Here is a 14,238-nt window from a genome sequence, read left to right on the forward strand (position 1 = left end):
GTCGGCGCGGGCGGGGGAGCCGAAGCGGGCGCCGGCGCGGGCGGCGGAGTCGGCCCCTGCGGCCGGGTCGGAGTCGGCGGGGGAGCCTGCTGCTGAACCGGCTCGGGCGCCGGGGCCGGCGGCGGTGCGGCGGGCGCGGCGGACGCGTCACCGATGACGGCGAGCCGCCCGCCGACCTCGACGGTCTCGTCCTCGTTCACGCTGATCTCGAGCAGCGTGCCGGCGACCGGCGAGGGGACCTCGGTGTCGACCTTGTCGGTGGAGATCTCCAGTAGCGGCTCGTCGACCGCGACGGTGTCACCGACCTGCTTGAGCCAGCGGGTGACGGTGCCCTCGGTGACGCTCTCGCCCAGTTCGGGCAGGGTCACCGGGGTGCCCTGCGCGGAACCGCTCGGCGCGGGCTGGGCCGGCGCGGGGGCCTGCGCGGCCGGGGCGGGCTCCGGGGTGGCCTGCGGTTCGGGCTGCTCGGCGGGCGCCGGGGCGCTCGCGGGGGCGGCGCCGGAGCCGTCGTCGATCACGGCGAGTTCGCCGCCGACCTCGACGGTGTCGTCCTCCTTGGCGACGATCCTCGCCACCACGCCGGCGACCGGGGAGGGGACCTCGGTGTCGACCTTGTCGGTGGAGATCTCCAGTAGCGGCTCGTCGACCGCGACCGTGTCACCCTCCTGCTTCAGCCACCGCGTGACGGTGCCCTCCGTGACGCTCTCCCCGAGCTCCGGCAATGTGACGGAGTAGGCCATCGTTCGCTGACTCCCTTTACATCTTTTCTTGCTGTGGTCTGGTGGTCTGGAGGAACGTCAGCTGTGCACGTGCAGGGGCTTGCCCGCCAGGGCAAGGTGTGCTTCGCCGAGAGCCTCGGTCTGGGTCGGGTGCGCGTGGATCAGGGGCGCCACGTCCTCCGGGAACGCCTCCCAGTTGTAGATCAGCTGGGCCTCGCCGATGAGCTCGCCCACGCGGTCGCCCACCAGGTGCAGGCCGACGACCGGCCCGTCCGGTGCCTTGACCAGCTTCACCGCGCCGGAGGTCTTGAGGATCTGGCTCTTGCCGTTGCCGGCGAGGTCGTAGGTGAACGTGGTGACGCCGGCGCCGTACTTCTCCTTCGCCGCGGCCTCGGTCAGGCCCACGGAGGCGACCTCCGGATGCGAGTAGGTGACCCGCGGGATGCCCGCCTCGTCGATCGCGCGCGGGGCGAGCCCGGCGATCTCCTCCGCGGCGAAGATGCCCTGGGCGAACCCGCGGTGCGCGAGCTGCAGCCCCGGCACGATGTCGCCGACGGCGTACACGTTCGGGATGTTGGTGCGCAACCGGTCGTCGGTGAGCACGAACCCGCGCTCCATCCTGACGCCGGCTTCCTCGTAGCCGTGGCCCGCAGTGTTCGGTCCGCGGCCGACGGCCACCAGCATCAGGTCGGCCTCGATGGTCTCGCCCGATTCGAGCGACACCGTGACGCTCTTGTCGTCCTGCTTGGCGCCGGTGAACCGCACCCCGGTCTTGAAGGTGATCTTGCGACGGCGGAAGGCGCGCTCGAGCTGCTTGGAGGCGAACTCGTCCTCGGCCGGAACGAGCCTCGGCAGTGCTTCCACAATGGTCACGTCGACCCCGAAGGAGGCCCACACGCTGGCGAACTCCACCCCGATGACCCCGCCGCCGAGCACGACGACCTTCTCCGGGATGTAGTCCAGCGACAGCGCTTCCTCGCTCGCGATGATGCGCCCGCCCAGCTCGAGGCCGGGCAGCGTCTTCGAGTACGAGCCGGTGGCCAGGATCAGGTTCTTGCCGGTGTGGCGCTGCCCGTCGACCTCGACGGTGGTGCCGCCGGCGTAGGTGCCGGTGCCTTCGACCAGGTTGACCTTGTGGGCGCCGGCCAGCCCCTGCAGTCCCTTGTAGAGCCGCGAGACGATCTGGTCCTTGTACTTGTTGACACCCGCGATGTCGATGCCCTCGAGGGTCGTCTTCACCCCGAACTGCTCACCCTCGCGCGCGGAGTCGGCGACCTCCGCGGCGTGCAGCAGGGCCTTGGTGGGGATGCAGCCGCGATGCAGGCAGGTCCCGCCCAGCTTGTCCTTCTCGATCAGCGTCACGGAAAGGCCCAGCTCGGCGGCCCGGAAGGCCGCTGCGTAGCCGCCTGATCCGCCACCAAGGATCACCAGGTCGGCGCCAGCGTCGGTCACTTCTTCTCCTTGAGGAGCTCGTCGGCGATGCTCGTGTTCAATTCGGGTTCAACGTCGTATTACGTCGCGACCCTCATCATCTTGTCACTACGGAGTTGCGAGTTGCGAGGTAGCCGGGTGTGTTACTGGGCGCACTCCGGATCACCGGGATAATGGGTGGTGGGAACCGCGGGAAATGAGGTGGTCGAGAAGTGGGTCTGTTCGACTCGCTGCGCAGGAAAGGCAGACCGGGCACGCTGCGCCGGGCTAGCGACCGCGACGCGCAGCACCTCGAAGAGTGGGCGTCGACGCGCCGGGGTGTCGAGGCGTATGTCGAGCCTCGCACCACGGTGACCGAGACAACCGTCGTGCTCGTCGCACACGACGGCGAGTGGACGCGCCGGCGGATCGGCAGCCTCGACGCGGCGCAGAACTTCGGCCGCAAGCGGGGCATACCCGTGTACGAGGTGGCGAAGACCGGTTACCCCAAGCGCATGCGCGAATACACACAGCGCCAGAAGCGCGCCCAAAGCTGACGCAGGGCGTGCCGTGAGGGACCCCCTCATGCCCTTTTCGGCCGTGAGGGGGTCCCTCACGGCTCAGCCGTTGTCGGCGATGTCGGCCATGACGGCGGCGATGGTGCGGACCGGGACGCCGGTGCCGCCCTTGCCGGTGTAGCCCCACGGGCCGCCCGTGTTGTACGCCGGGCCCGCGATGTCGATATGTGCCCAGGGCAGACCGTCGGCGACGAACTCCCGCAGGAAGATCCCGGCGGCGAGCATGCCGCCCCACCGGTGCCCGGTGACGTTCGCGAGATCGGCCAGTCGCGAGTCGAGGTCGCCGCGCAGTTCGTCGGGCAGCGGCATCGGCCAGCCGCCCTCGCCGGTCGCCTGCGCGATCGCGGCGACCCGGTCCCGGAACTCGTCCGAGCCCATGATCCCCGCTGTCCGGTTGCCCAGCGCGACCACCTGCGCGCCGGTCAGCGTCGAGGTCTCGATCAGGTAGTCCGGGTCGTCCTCGGCCGCGCGCACCATCGCGTCGGCGAGCACGAGGCGGCCTTCCGCGTCGGTGTTGAGCACCTCGACGGTCTTGCCGCCGTACATGCTCAGCACGTCACCGGGCCGGTAGGAGGTGCCCGACGGCAGGTTCTCCGCGAGCGGGATGTTCGCGGTGACCTCCAGCGGGTACTTGACCTTCGCGGCCAGCACGACCGACGCGAGCACCGCCGCGGCGCCCGACATGTCGGAGGTCATGTTGTCCATGTTCGCGGCGGGCTTGATCGAGATACCGCCGGAGTCGAACGTGATGCCCTTGCCCACGAGCGCGACCTTCCTGGCCGCCTTCGGGCCCCGGTAGCTCACCCGCACCAGCCGCGGCGGCCGCGAGGATCCGCCACCGACGCCGAGGATGCCGCCGAACCCCTTGCGCTTCAACGCTTTCTCGTCGAGCACCTCGTAGTCGAGGCCGTTGTCGTCGGCCAGCTTCTTCGCGCGCTCGGCGAACGAGGCCGGGAACAGGTCGTTGGGCGGGGTGTTGACGAGATCGCGCGCGATGATCACCGATTCGGCGATCGCGGTGGCGGCCTTCAGCGCCGTCCTGTGCACGCGGCCGCTGGCCTCGGCGGGCTGCACGAAGTCCACAGCGGACACCGGTGCGTCACCGGGCTCGGACTTGTACTCGGTGAACTTGTACGCGCCCAGCGCGACACCCTCGACGGCGGCGCGAAGGTCCAAAGTAGACGGAACGAACAGCGCGCGGGCGGTGCCGGCCAGCGACCGGGCCACGGCACCGGACGCGCGGCGGATCTGCTCCGCGGGAACCGTGCCGTCGTCACCGGCCTTGCCGAGCCCTACCGCGTACACCACGTCGGCGTTGAGCTTGCCGAGGGTGGGCAGCTTGACGATCTCCTCGGTCTTGCCGCTCGCGCCGAGCGAGTCCAGCACGTCCGCGAGCCTGCCGTCGAAGGCCGCGTCGACCGCTTCGGTGCCGGGGGCGAGGACGACCGTCTTCTCGCCCTGGAGCGTGCCGATGACGACCACCGCGGCCCGGCTCTTGCCCAGGGCGGTCTCCGTGTTCTCGTACAGGGCAAACTTCGGCACGGTCACTTATGGCTCCTCGCGCGCATCAGACGGTGTGGATGGTTTGCCATGCTAATGAGCGGATCGGGCGGGCAGAAAGGCAGGTGGTGGGCGTGCGGCTCGGTGCGGGGCTCGGGATCGCCCTCGCGGTCGGCGCGGCCGGCGGCGGATGGTGGCTCCCGGCCGGGGCAGTACTCGCGGGAGTGCTCGCGCTGCTGGCCCCGCGGGACGGCCTTCCTGCCCGGGTGGCGCCGCTCGCGGACGGCGCACGGTTGATGGCACGGCTGGGCCTGGTGGCGGTGTTCGCCTCGGCGGTCGGGGTCTACCTGCTTCCGCAGTATCGCGTGCCGGTGGCCGCCGGGGTCGTGCTGCTGGTGACCGTGGCCGACGGGTTCGGGCTCGCGCTGCCGAGATTCCTGCGCGGCTGGGTGCTGGGGATCCTGCTGGTCGCCGCCGCCGGGGTGGTCGCGCTGTGCCTCGCGATCGCGCCCGAGCGCGGGGCGGGTTCCGGCCCCGGCTTCACGGGGCTGTTCGCCGCCACGGCGGTGCTGTTCCCCCTGCTCGACCGGCGCAAGCCCGACCGCTGGCTGGCCGGGACCGTCGTGGTCGCCGCCGCTCTCTGCGCGGCCGCGCTCTACCAGTTGGGCCCGGTCCGAACAGGACTGTCCGGCGCGCCGCTCGCGGACCTGCTGGCCGCCGTCGACGGGCAGGCGATCGAGCCGTTGCTGGCCGGTGTCGTCGTGATCGCGGCGGTGCCGGCGGCGCTGGGCGCCCTGACCGAGGCGCGCGGGAAGTTGTCGCGCCCGCTCGGTTCGGTCCTGTGTGGATTGGTCGCCGCCGCGGGCGCCGTGCTGCTCGAACCGGGGCAGGCGATGCTGATCGCGGCCGCGCTCGCACTGGCGGAGGTGCTCGTACGCAGCCTGCTCACGCTGTTCGCGCGGCGCCGGGACGTGCGTTCCGTGCTCGGCGCGGCACTGGCCGTCACCCTGCTGGCCTGGCTTCCGCCGGGGACGCTGCTGATCGCGGTGGCCGCGATCGTGGCGGGCACGCTGGTCAGGCTGCCATCACGAGCGCCAGCACGGTGAGGACCGCGCCGACGCCGGCGAGGATGATCAGCGAGCGCGCGGGCACGTTGCGCGGGATCACGCGCTCGCCGTGCACGTTGCGCCACCACACGACGCCGAACCCGGCGCCGACCAGGCCGAGGATCGCGCCGAACACCCCGGACAGCAGCAGGTAGCCGACCAGCATCAGCACGCCGGCGGAATAGGTGAGCAGGGCAGCGGCCAGCAGAGCGCGGACATCCGAGCCGGGGCCCGCGGAGACGCTGTTGTCGGTCACCAGGCCGATACTAGGGGAAGTGGGAATTCTCGGACGTCCAACTAAGAGATATCCTGTCCGGCATGACGACGACCGTGCCTTTCACGCGAACCCTGAACCCGACTCCCGCCTCCGCGGAGCGGGTAGCGGAGGTACTCGCGGCCCCGGGTTTCGGTCAGCACTTCACTGACCACATGGTCACCGCGCGCTGGGATGCCGAGCGTGGCTGGCACGATGCCGGGCTCCGTCCTTATGCGCCGGTGACCCTCGATCCGGCCACCTCGGTGTTGCACTACGGCCAGGCGATCTTCGAGGGGCTCAAGGCCTACCGGCAGCCCGGCGGTTCGATCGCCGCCTTCCGCCCGGACGCCAACGCGGAGCGCTTCCGCTCGTCGGCGCGGCGGCTGGCGATGCCGGAGTTGCCGGACGAGCTGTTCCTCGGTTCGCTGCACGAGTTCATCGCGGCGGATTCGCGCTGGGTGCCGACCGCGCCTGGTGACACGCTGTACCTGCGGCCGTTCATGATCTCCACTTCGATCGGCCTCGGCGTGAACTCGCCGGCGAGCGAGTACCTGTACACGCTGATCGGTTCGCCGGCCGGGTCGTACTTCACCGGTGGCGTCAAACCGGTGAGCGTGTGGCTGTCGACCGAATACGTGCGAGCGGCCCCGGGTGGGACCGGCGCGGCCAAATGCGCCGGCAACTACGCGGCGTCGTTCGTCGCGCAGGCGCAGGCCGTGGAGAACGGATGCGACCAGGTGGTGTGGCTCGACGCGATCGAGCGGCGCTGGGTCGAGGAGATGGGCGGGATGAACCTGTTCTTCGTCTACGGCTCCGGCGCGGACGCGCGGTTGGTGACGCCCGAGCTGAGCGGTTCGCTGCTGCCCGGCGTGACCCGCAGTTCCTTGCTGCGGTTGGCAAAGGACTTCGGCCACGAGGTCGAGGAGCGGCGGATCTCCACCGAGGAGTGGGAGAAGGACGCGGCTTCCGGCGAGCTGACCGAGGTGTTCGCGTGCGGGACGGCGGCGGTCATCACCCCGGTCGGGCGCGTCAAGCACGCGGAGGGCGAGTTCCTCGTGAACGGCGGCGAGCCGGGCGAGCTGACGATGAAGCTGCGCGGTGAGCTGATCGGCATCCAGGACGGCACCCGCCCCGACCCGCACGGCTGGATGCACGCGCTTTCCTGATTTCCCCCGCCCGTCAAGGCCGCCGTCCCGTTTCGGGGCGGCGGCCTTTCCAGTTCACGCGGGCGGGTGCACCCCGGCGTCCACATAGGACGCGACATCGGTCAGCAGGCGCGCGGACATCATGAGGATCGGCAGCGCGGTGAGCGCCCCCGCCCCCTCGCCGAGGCGGATGCCCAGGTCCACGACCGGTACCAGGTCGAGGTGGTCCAGCGCCAGGTCGTGCGCCGGCTCGGCGGATCTGTGCGATGCGACCCACCACGACCGCGCGTTCGGGGCCAGTTCGTCCGCCACCAGCGCCGCCGCCGCGGAGGGGAGACCGTCGAGCAGCACCGGTGTGCGCCGGACGGCCGCCTGTGCCAGGAACCCGGCCATCGCCGCGAGGTCGGCGCCCGCGGACGCACGCAGCAGCGCCACGGGGTCCGCCAGCACCGCCCGCGCGCGGCGGAGCGCGTCGCGGATCGCGGCGGTCTTGCGCATCCACGTGTTGTCGTCGATCCCCGAACCCCGGCCGACGACGGCCACCGGCTCCGTGCCGGTCAGCGCCGCGACGAGCACCGACGCCGGCGTGGTCACGCCCACCCCGAGATCACCCGCGACGAGCAGGTCCGCGCCGGAGTCGATCTCGCTGTTCGCGATCTCCACTCCCGCCCGCAGCGCCGCCTCCACCTCGGCTTCGGTCAGCGCGTCCTCGTGGTCGATCGAACCGGACCCCCTGCGCACCTTGAACTCCTCCGCGGAGGTCCCGGCGTCGACAGCCAGGTCCAGGACCCGCACGCCCGCACCCGCGACACTCGCGAGCGCGTTCGGCACCCCCTGGCCCTTCAGCAGCGCGTTCACCAGTTGCGCCGTCGTCTCCACGGGATAGGCAGAGACGCCCTTCGCCGCGACGCCATGATCGCCGGCGAAGATCACGACGCGGGGCCGCGCGAACGGGCGCGGCGGGCACACGCCCTGGCACGCGGCGATCCACGCACCCAGTTCCTCGAGCCGCCCGAGGGACGCGACGGGCTTGATCAGCGTCGCGTGCCGCCGCCGCGCTTCGGCGCGCGCAGGCTCGTCGGGCAGGGGGACGTCGGTGAACTCGGGTCGGGTCACGGCGTTAGATTCCCCCATGTGGCAGAACCTTCGGCGGCCGGGGTGGTGCTGGCGAGCGGCTCCGGGACGCGCGTCGGCGCGAGCCTGAACAAGGTGTACCTCCCGCTGGCCGGGCGCCGTATCGTGTCGTGGTCGCTCGCGGCGTTCGCGAAGGTGCCGGAGGTCGGGGTGCTCGTGCTGGTGACCCGGCCCCAGGACGAGGACCTGGTCGCCGAAGTGCTCGCCGACCAGGGAGCACCCGTCGAGGTCGTGTACGGCGGCGGCACCCGCCAGGAGTCGGAACTGCGTGCCCTGCGGCATCTGGCGGGGCGCATCGGCGAGGGTGTGATCGACACCGTCCTGCTGCACGACGGCGCCCGCCCGCTGATCACGCCGGCGTTGATCACCGAGGTGCTGCGCACGGCCCGCGAACACGGCGGGGCGATGCCGGGCCTCGAAGCGGACGACATCATCAGCGCCGACGGCAGCCGCCTGTCCGGGAAGGTCGTTCGTGCCCAGACGCCGCAGGCGTTTCGCGCCGCGCCGTTGCTCGACGCGTACGAACAGGCCGCGCGCGAAGGGTTCGCGGGCACCGACACCGCGTCGGTGATCGAGCGGTTCTCGACGCTTCCGGTGCGATGGGTCCCGGGCGACGAGCGGAACTTCAAGGTGACCTACCCGCACGACCTCGTTGTCGCGGAGCAGGTCCTTACGAGCTAGCGCGGGCTCTGCGTGCGCCGCGGGTCGGTCTCCAGCACGTCGGCGAGCGCCTCGTCGATCGCGGTCAGCAGGCCGGCATCCAGCTTCACGCCGACGGCCTTGACGTTCTCGTGCACCTGCTCGGGCCGGGACGCGCCGATGATCGCCGAGGCGACGTTCGGGTTCTGCAGCACCCACGACACGGCGAGTTGCGCGAGCGACAGACCCGCCTGCTCGGCCAGCGGCACGAGCTTCTGCACGGCTGTCAGCACGTCGTCACGCATCCAGCGCTGGACCATCTTGGCGCCGTTCTCGTCGGTCGCGCGCGAGCCTTCGGGCACCGGCCGGCCGGGCTTGTACTTGCCCGTCAGCACACCCTGTGCGATGGGCGAGAAGACGATCTGGCTCATCCCTTCGCGTTCGGCCGCCGGCACGACCTGCGATTCGATGACGCGCCACAGCATGTTGTACTGCGGCTGGTTCGACACCAGCGGCACGTGCAGTTCGCGGGCCAGCGCGGCGCCGCGGGTGATCTCGTCGGCGGTCCACTCCGAGACGCCGACGTACAGGATCTTGCCCTGGCGCACCAGGTCGGCGAACGCGAGCAAGGTCTCCTCGAGCGGGACCGAATAGTCGAACCGATGGGCCTGGTAGACGTCGATGTGATCGGTCTGCAGTCGCTCGAGCGAGCCGTGGCAGGCCTCGATGATGTGCTTGCGGCCAAGCCCGCGGTCGTTCGGGCCGTGGGGGCCGGTCGGCCAGTAGACCTTGGTCAGGATCTCGAGGCTCTCGCGGCGCTGCCCGGCGAGCCCGCGCCCGAGTACCGCCTCGGCGGCGGTGTTCGCGTAGACGTCGGCGGTGTCGAAGGTCGTGATGCCCGCGTCGAGTGCGGCCTTGATGCAGGCCTGCGCCTGCTCTTCCTCGACCTGGGAGCCATGGGTGAGCCAGTTGCCGTACGAGATTTCACTGACGGAAAGACCGCTGCGGCCGAGACGACGAAATTCCATGGCCCCACCCTAGCCGAGGTAGTTCGCATTGCTAACTACCTGGAGCCGCTCCAGGTCAGGAGATCGCTTCTCCCGGCTTGACACGCGGCTTGGGCATCCGCAGCTTGCGGATCTGGCTCGACCGGACGAACGCGTACCAGCCGATCGACCGGCCGTTGATGGTCTCCTTCGGGAACTTCTCCCGAGCCAGGCGCGCGACCCGGCGGCCGGTGACGAAGCCCTCCACGATCATCGCGAGCAGCAGCACGGTGACCATCAGCGTCGCGTACTGCTGCAGCACCGGGAACGGCACGATCATCGCGACCAGCACCAGCACCGCCAGCGGCATGAACAGGCCGGTGAGGTTGCGGCGTGAGTCGACGAGGTCGCGCACGTACGCCTTGACCGGGCCCTTGTCGCGGGGGAGCAGGTACCGCTCGTCGCCCGCGGCCATCCGCGCCTGGCGCTCCTTGGCGGCGGCGCGGCGCTCTTCCTTCGTCTGCGGGCTGGACTTGCGCAACTCCTTGTTGCGCTTCATCGCCTCGCGCGTGGTGCGGGGCGGCGGCGCGACCGGGCCGCGGCGCTTGCCCTCGGCCTCGCGGCGCTTCGGCGTAGCCCTTCCCTTACTCGGCGTAAACCCACGAGTGTGAGATTCAGCGCTTTCGGCCACCTCGGCGGCCTCGGTCTCGGGGCTGTCTTCGGTGGTCGTGCCGTTGCGGCGTAGGAACCTCACCCGACCAGGATATTCCAGGGTCCGACGTTGGTGTTCGGCCGGTCGCGGGATATGCGACGATGGGGACAACGCCCCGGCGTGGAACAGATCGGGCACCTGCGGTGTTGACTGCTTCTAGGAGGCATCCGCACGTGCCACAGAGCTACATCCTGAGGGAGAGCCATGACGACCGCTGAGACCGGCGCCCCGCAGACCGAGGCCACCCACGGCGTGACCTTGACCGAAACGGCCGCTGCCAAGGCGAAGGCCCTGCTGGACCAGGAGGGCCGGGATGACATGCACCTGCGCATCGCCGTCCAGCCCGGTGGTTGCGCGGGCCTGCGCTACCAGTTGTTCTTCGACGAGCGCGAGCTCGACGGCGACCTCTTCCGGGACTTCGACGGCCTGCGTGTCGCCGTGGACCGGATGAGCGCGCCGTACGTGCAGGACGCGGTCATCGACTTCGTGGACAGCATCGAGAAGCAGGGCTTCACGATCGACAACCCGAACGCCACGGGCTCCTGCGCCTGCGGCGACTCGTTCCACTGAGGGCGGAGAAATGGGCGACCTCTGCTCGTGGAGAGCGCTCGCCTGATTTCTCGGCCGTATCGTCTGGGGGGGCGACCCCAGGCCCCCAGACGATACGAGCTTCTTACGTTGGCGGGCGCTGGTCACGTTAGTTGGTGACCAGCGCCCGTTTTGTCTGTCGACTTGTGGTTGCTAGGCGTAGTCGTCCAGGCCGTCGACCTGGGAGTGGCACGCCTCGTCCACCGTCCAGCCGCGAGGTGCCGGCGGGGTGGGCGCCGACGGTCGCTGCTCGCGGAGGCCGGCCGGGATCTCCGCGCAGTCGCTGATCAGCTCGGCGAGTGTCTCGGGTTCGGTCGAAGTGCGCACGATGCCGAACCTATGGCGCCTGCCCCTGCCGCGACAGCCTTACCTGACGGTAGTGTCGAGCGGCGGCGGCCTTTTCCCTCTGCAGGGTGAATGCCGATCTGTGTGCCGACAGCAGGGAGCACTGGTGCCAAGCAATGCCCGAATCGCGGTGTCCGGCAGTATCGCCACCGACCATCTGATGCACTTCCCCGGCAGGTTCGCCGATCAGCTCATCGCCGATCAGCTGCACCGGGTGTCGTTGAGCTTCCTCGCCGACGACCTGGTCGTCCGGCGCGGCGGTATCGGCGCTAACGTGGCCTTCGGCCTTGGCGTGCTCGGGGTGCAGCCGGTACTGGTCGGCGCGGTGGGCGAGGACTTCGTGGACTACCGGTCCTGGCTCGAACGGCACGGCGTGGACACGTCCGGAGTGCTGGTCTCGGAGGTCGCGCACACCGCCCGGTTCGTCTGCACGACCGACGAGGATCTCAACCAGATCGCGACCTTCTACGCGGGCGCGATGGCCGAAGCCCGCAACATCGAACTGGCGCCGATCGCCGGGCGCAGCGGCGGTCTCGGCCTGGTGCTGATCAGCCCGGACGACCCCGAAGGCATGCTGCGGCACGCCGAGGAGTGCCGCCAGCGGGGCTACGAGTTCGCGGTGGACCCCTCACAACAGCTGGCCAGGATGGACGGCGAGCAGGCCCGCCTTTTCGTCGAGGGCGCGAAGTACCTGTTCACCAACGACTACGAATGGGAACTGCTGCGGCAGAAGACCGGCTGGAACGCGGACGAGGTCCTCGACCATGTCGGCCTCCGGGTCACCACACTCGGCGAGAAGGGTGTGGAGATCGTCGGGCCGGACGGGCTGTCCCTGCAGGTCGGTGCTATCCCCGAGCTGAAGAAGGCCGACCCCACGGGCGTCGGCGACGGCTTCCGGGCCGGATTCCTCGCCGGGTTGCACCGGGGCTTGGACCTCGAGCGGTCCGCGCAGCTGGGTTCGCTGATCGCGGTGCTGGTCTTGGAGACCATCGGCACCCAGGAATGGCAACTGGACCGGGCGAACGGACTCAAGCGCATCGCCGACGCATACGGCACGGACGCCGCCGTCGAAATCGGCGAAGTCCTAGGCGCCTGAGCCGAGTCCGGTGCCGTGAGGGGGTCCCTCACGGCACATATGGGCATGAGGGGGCCCCTCACGGCATAGCCAGCTCAGATCTTGACTGGGTAGGCGGGTTCGGGGATTTCCGGCTTGATGCGGTGTTCGATGAAGATGCCGTGCCACAGCATGAAGACCAGCAGCGCCCAGATCCGGCGGCTGTGGTCGAGCGTGCCGGACCGGTGCTCCTCCAGCATCCGCAGGATCGCCTGCTTGTCCAGCAGCGCGTCCGTCGTCGAGTCGTTGACGATGCCGCGCGCCCAGTCGTACATCTCGGCCTTCAGCCAATGCCGGATCGGCACCGGGAAGCCGAGCTTCCGGCGGTTGAGCACGTGCGCGGGCACGATGCCGTCCAGCGCCCGCCGCAGCGCGTACTTCGTCGTCTCGCGTGTCACCTTCTGGTCCAGCGGGATCCCGGCCGCGACCTTGAAGACCTCGGCGTCGAGGAACGGCACCCGCAGCTCCAGCGAGTTCGCCATGGTCATTTTGTCCGCCTTGACTAGGATGTCCCCGCGCAGCCAGGTGAACAGGTCCACGTGCTGCATGCGCGCGACCGGGTCCCAGCCCGCCGACGTCCGGTAGTACCCGGCCGTCACGTCTCGGTGCCCGACACCTTCGGCGTAGTCGCGCAGCACGCGGCGCAACTGGTCGTCGCGGAAGATCCGGGCGTTGCCGTAGTAGCGCTCTTCCAGGATGAGCGCGCCGCGGCGGAGCAGGTCCTTGCCGCGCGTGCCTTCCGGAATGCGCTCGGACACCTTGCCCAGCAGCTTCCGCACCCCGCCCGGCACCTTCTCGAACGGTGCGAGCGAGATCGGTTCCCTGTAGATCGTGTAGCCGCCGAACAGCTCGTCCGAGCCTTCACCGGACAGCACCGCCTTGACGTGCCTGCGCGCCTCGCGGGCGATGAACCACAGCGGTACGAGCGCGGGATCGGCCACCGGGTCGTCGAGGTACCAGACGATGAGCGGCAGCACGTCCATCATCTCGTCCGCGGTCACCGTGCGGATGACGTGCTTCACCCCGATCGCGGCCGCGGACTCGGCGGCGACGTCGACCTCCGAGTAGCCCTCGCGGTCGAACCCGGTGGTGAAGGCGATCAGGTTCGGGTTGTGCTCCTTGGCCAGCGCGGCGATCGCGGTCGAGTCGATCCCGCCGGACAGGAACGCGCCCACCGTGATGTCCGGATCGGCGATCATGTGCTTGGCGACCGAGTCGCGCATCGCGTCGGCGATCCGCTCGTGCAGCGCCTTCGCCTCGGCCTCGCCGGTGACCGGGCGCGCGGTGAACTCCGGGAAGAAGTACCGCTCCTGCCGCAGCCGGCCGCCGGGGGAGACGGTGAACGAGGTGCCCGACTCGATCCGCCGGATGTGCGTGTGCAGCGACTCCGGCTCCGGCACGTACTGCAGGGTCAGGTAGTGCTGCAGCGCGGCCTGGTCGAGCTCCTCGGGCACGCCGAGCACCCCGGAAAGCTCCAGCAGGCTCTTCTTCTCGCTGGAGAACGCCACGCCGCCGGGGCCCGCCGAGTAGAACAGCGGCTTGATGCCGAACGGGTCGCGCGCGCCGTGCAGCACCTTCTCCTGTGCGTCCCAGAGCAGGAACGCGAACATGCCCCGCAACCGGCTCACCGCACCGGCGCCCCAGTAGTGGAAAGCCGCCACGATCGCCTCGCCGTCGCCTTCTGTGGCGAATTTCGCATCGTGCTCGGCGAGCAACTGCTCGCGTAACTCCCGGTAGTTGTAGATCTCGCCGTTGAAGTTCAGCGTGTACCGCCCCGGAGCTTCCGGCGGACCCCATACCAGCGGCTGGTGCGCGTTCTCGACGTCGATGAACGCGAGGCGGTTGAAGCCGTAGACAATTTCGGCATCGGCCCAGGTGTCGGTCTCGTCGGGGCCACGATGCCGCTGGCAGCGCAGGGCCGCTCCGACCGCGTCGCGAGCCTTCGCCGCTTCGTTCTCACTGGGACACACCAGTCCGAGCAGGCCGCACACGTGTACTCACACACC

General features: G+C 70.1%; 15 protein-coding genes. 6 read left to right on the plus strand and 9 right to left on the minus strand.

Going from position 1 to position 14,238, the window contains the following annotated elements; translation table 11 throughout:
- Positions 1-740, minus strand: a 740-nt coding sequence (locus FG385_RS19380; RefSeq protein ID WP_327436855.1) for a biotin/lipoyl-containing protein, incomplete at its 3' end; no start/stop codon positions are given.
- 57 nt (positions 741-797) lie between these two features.
- Positions 798-2,171, minus strand: a complete 1,374-nt coding sequence (gene lpdA, locus FG385_RS19385) for a dihydrolipoyl dehydrogenase (RefSeq protein WP_139098186.1) — start codon at positions 2,169-2,171, stop codon at positions 798-800.
- Positions 2,172-2,362: 191 nt separating this feature from the next.
- Here lpdA and FG385_RS19390 point away from each other — a divergent pair, with 191 nt between their 5' ends.
- On the plus strand, positions 2,363-2,686 hold the full coding sequence (locus FG385_RS19390) for an oxidoreductase (protein WP_139098187.1): 324 nt from the start codon (positions 2,363-2,365) through the stop codon (positions 2,684-2,686).
- A 63-nt stretch (positions 2,687-2,749) separates the two neighbouring features.
- Here the strand turns inward: FG385_RS19390 and FG385_RS19395 are convergent, their stop codons facing one another.
- Positions 2,750-4,255: a leucyl aminopeptidase gene (locus FG385_RS19395; RefSeq protein WP_139098188.1), complete on the minus strand. Its 1,506-nt coding sequence runs from the start codon at positions 4,253-4,255 to the stop codon at positions 2,750-2,752.
- An 86-nt stretch (positions 4,256-4,341) separates the two neighbouring features.
- Between FG385_RS19395 and FG385_RS19400 the strand changes: the two genes are divergently transcribed.
- Positions 4,342-5,313 (plus strand): hypothetical protein, encoded by a 972-nt coding sequence (locus FG385_RS19400; RefSeq protein WP_235022666.1) that lies wholly within the window; start codon positions 4,342-4,344, stop codon positions 5,311-5,313.
- On the opposite strand, the gene FG385_RS19405 is transcribed toward FG385_RS19400, so the two are convergent.
- The gene (locus tag FG385_RS19405) at positions 5,282-5,569 is read right to left on the minus strand and encodes a hypothetical protein (protein WP_235022667.1); all 288 of its coding nucleotides are present in this window, start codon (positions 5,567-5,569) and stop codon (positions 5,282-5,284) included. The genes FG385_RS19400 and FG385_RS19405 overlap by 32 nt on opposite strands.
- A gap of 62 nt (positions 5,570-5,631) precedes the next feature.
- Here FG385_RS19405 and FG385_RS19410 point away from each other — a divergent pair, with 62 nt between their 5' ends.
- Positions 5,632-6,735 carry a branched-chain amino acid aminotransferase gene (locus tag FG385_RS19410; protein ID WP_139098191.1) on the plus strand — a complete coding sequence of 368 codons (1,104 nt, stop codon included), beginning with the start codon at positions 5,632-5,634 and terminating at the stop codon, positions 6,733-6,735.
- A 54-nt stretch (positions 6,736-6,789) separates the two neighbouring features.
- Here the strand turns inward: FG385_RS19410 and cobT are convergent, their stop codons facing one another.
- Entirely contained in the window at positions 6,790-7,848 is a 1,059-nt protein-coding gene (gene cobT / locus FG385_RS19415; protein ID WP_139098192.1) for a nicotinate-nucleotide--dimethylbenzimidazole phosphoribosyltransferase, read from the minus strand.
- A gap of 24 nt (positions 7,849-7,872) precedes the next feature.
- On the opposite strand from cobT, the gene FG385_RS19420 reads away from it, so the two are divergent.
- Entirely contained in the window at positions 7,873-8,529 is a 657-nt protein-coding gene (locus FG385_RS19420; protein WP_139098310.1) for an IspD/TarI family cytidylyltransferase, read from the plus strand.
- On the opposite strand, the gene FG385_RS19425 is transcribed toward FG385_RS19420, so the two are convergent.
- Together FG385_RS19425 and FG385_RS19430 are read right to left on the minus strand one after the other, a co-directional pair.
- Entirely contained in the window at positions 8,526-9,515 is a 990-nt protein-coding gene (locus FG385_RS19425) for an aldo/keto reductase family protein (protein ID WP_139098193.1), read from the minus strand. The genes FG385_RS19420 and FG385_RS19425 overlap by 4 nt on opposite strands.
- Before the next feature lie 55 nt (positions 9,516-9,570).
- The gene (locus FG385_RS19430) at positions 9,571-10,227 is read right to left on the minus strand and encodes a DUF3043 domain-containing protein (RefSeq protein WP_200834548.1); all 657 of its coding nucleotides are present in this window, start codon (positions 10,225-10,227) and stop codon (positions 9,571-9,573) included.
- Between the two features lie 162 nt (positions 10,228-10,389).
- Here FG385_RS19430 and FG385_RS19435 point away from each other — a divergent pair, with 162 nt between their 5' ends.
- Positions 10,390-10,755, plus strand: a complete 366-nt coding sequence (locus tag FG385_RS19435; RefSeq protein WP_139098194.1) for a HesB/IscA family protein — start codon at positions 10,390-10,392, stop codon at positions 10,753-10,755.
- 171 nt (positions 10,756-10,926) lie between these two features.
- Here FG385_RS19435 and FG385_RS34400 read toward each other — a convergent pair whose 3' ends face one another.
- Positions 10,927-11,100, minus strand: a complete 174-nt coding sequence (locus FG385_RS34400) for a hypothetical protein (RefSeq protein WP_200834549.1) — start codon at positions 11,098-11,100, stop codon at positions 10,927-10,929.
- A 124-nt stretch (positions 11,101-11,224) separates the two neighbouring features.
- Between FG385_RS34400 and FG385_RS19440 the strand changes: the two genes are divergently transcribed.
- Positions 11,225-12,214, plus strand: coding sequence for a carbohydrate kinase family protein (locus FG385_RS19440; protein ID WP_139098195.1), 990 nt, complete (start codon positions 11,225-11,227; stop codon positions 12,212-12,214).
- A gap of 74 nt (positions 12,215-12,288) precedes the next feature.
- Here the strand turns inward: FG385_RS19440 and asnB are convergent, their stop codons facing one another.
- Positions 12,289-14,223, minus strand: coding sequence for an asparagine synthase (glutamine-hydrolyzing) (asnB, locus tag FG385_RS19445; protein WP_139098196.1), 1,935 nt, complete (start codon positions 14,221-14,223; stop codon positions 12,289-12,291).
- Positions 14,224-14,238 lie beyond the last annotated feature (15 nt).

Origin of the sequence: Amycolatopsis alkalitolerans (assembly GCF_006152065.1) — a bacterium.
GTDB lineage: Bacteria > Actinomycetota > Actinomycetes > Mycobacteriales > Pseudonocardiaceae > Amycolatopsis_E > Amycolatopsis_E alkalitolerans.

Coding starts and splice junctions, on each gene's coding strand:
- FG385_RS19425 (WP_139098193.1), bottom strand. CDS start 9,515: ATGGAATTTCGTCGTCTCGGCCGCAGCGGTCTTTCCGTCAGTGAAATC.
- FG385_RS19435 (WP_139098194.1), top strand. CDS start 10,390: ATGACGACCGCTGAGACCGGCGCCCCGCAGACCGAGGCCACCCACGGC.
- FG385_RS19410 (WP_139098191.1), top strand. CDS start 5,632: ATGACGACGACCGTGCCTTTCACGCGAACCCTGAACCCGACTCCCGCC.
- cobT (WP_139098192.1), bottom strand. CDS start 7,848: ATGGGGGAATCTAACGCCGTGACCCGACCCGAGTTCACCGACGTCCCC.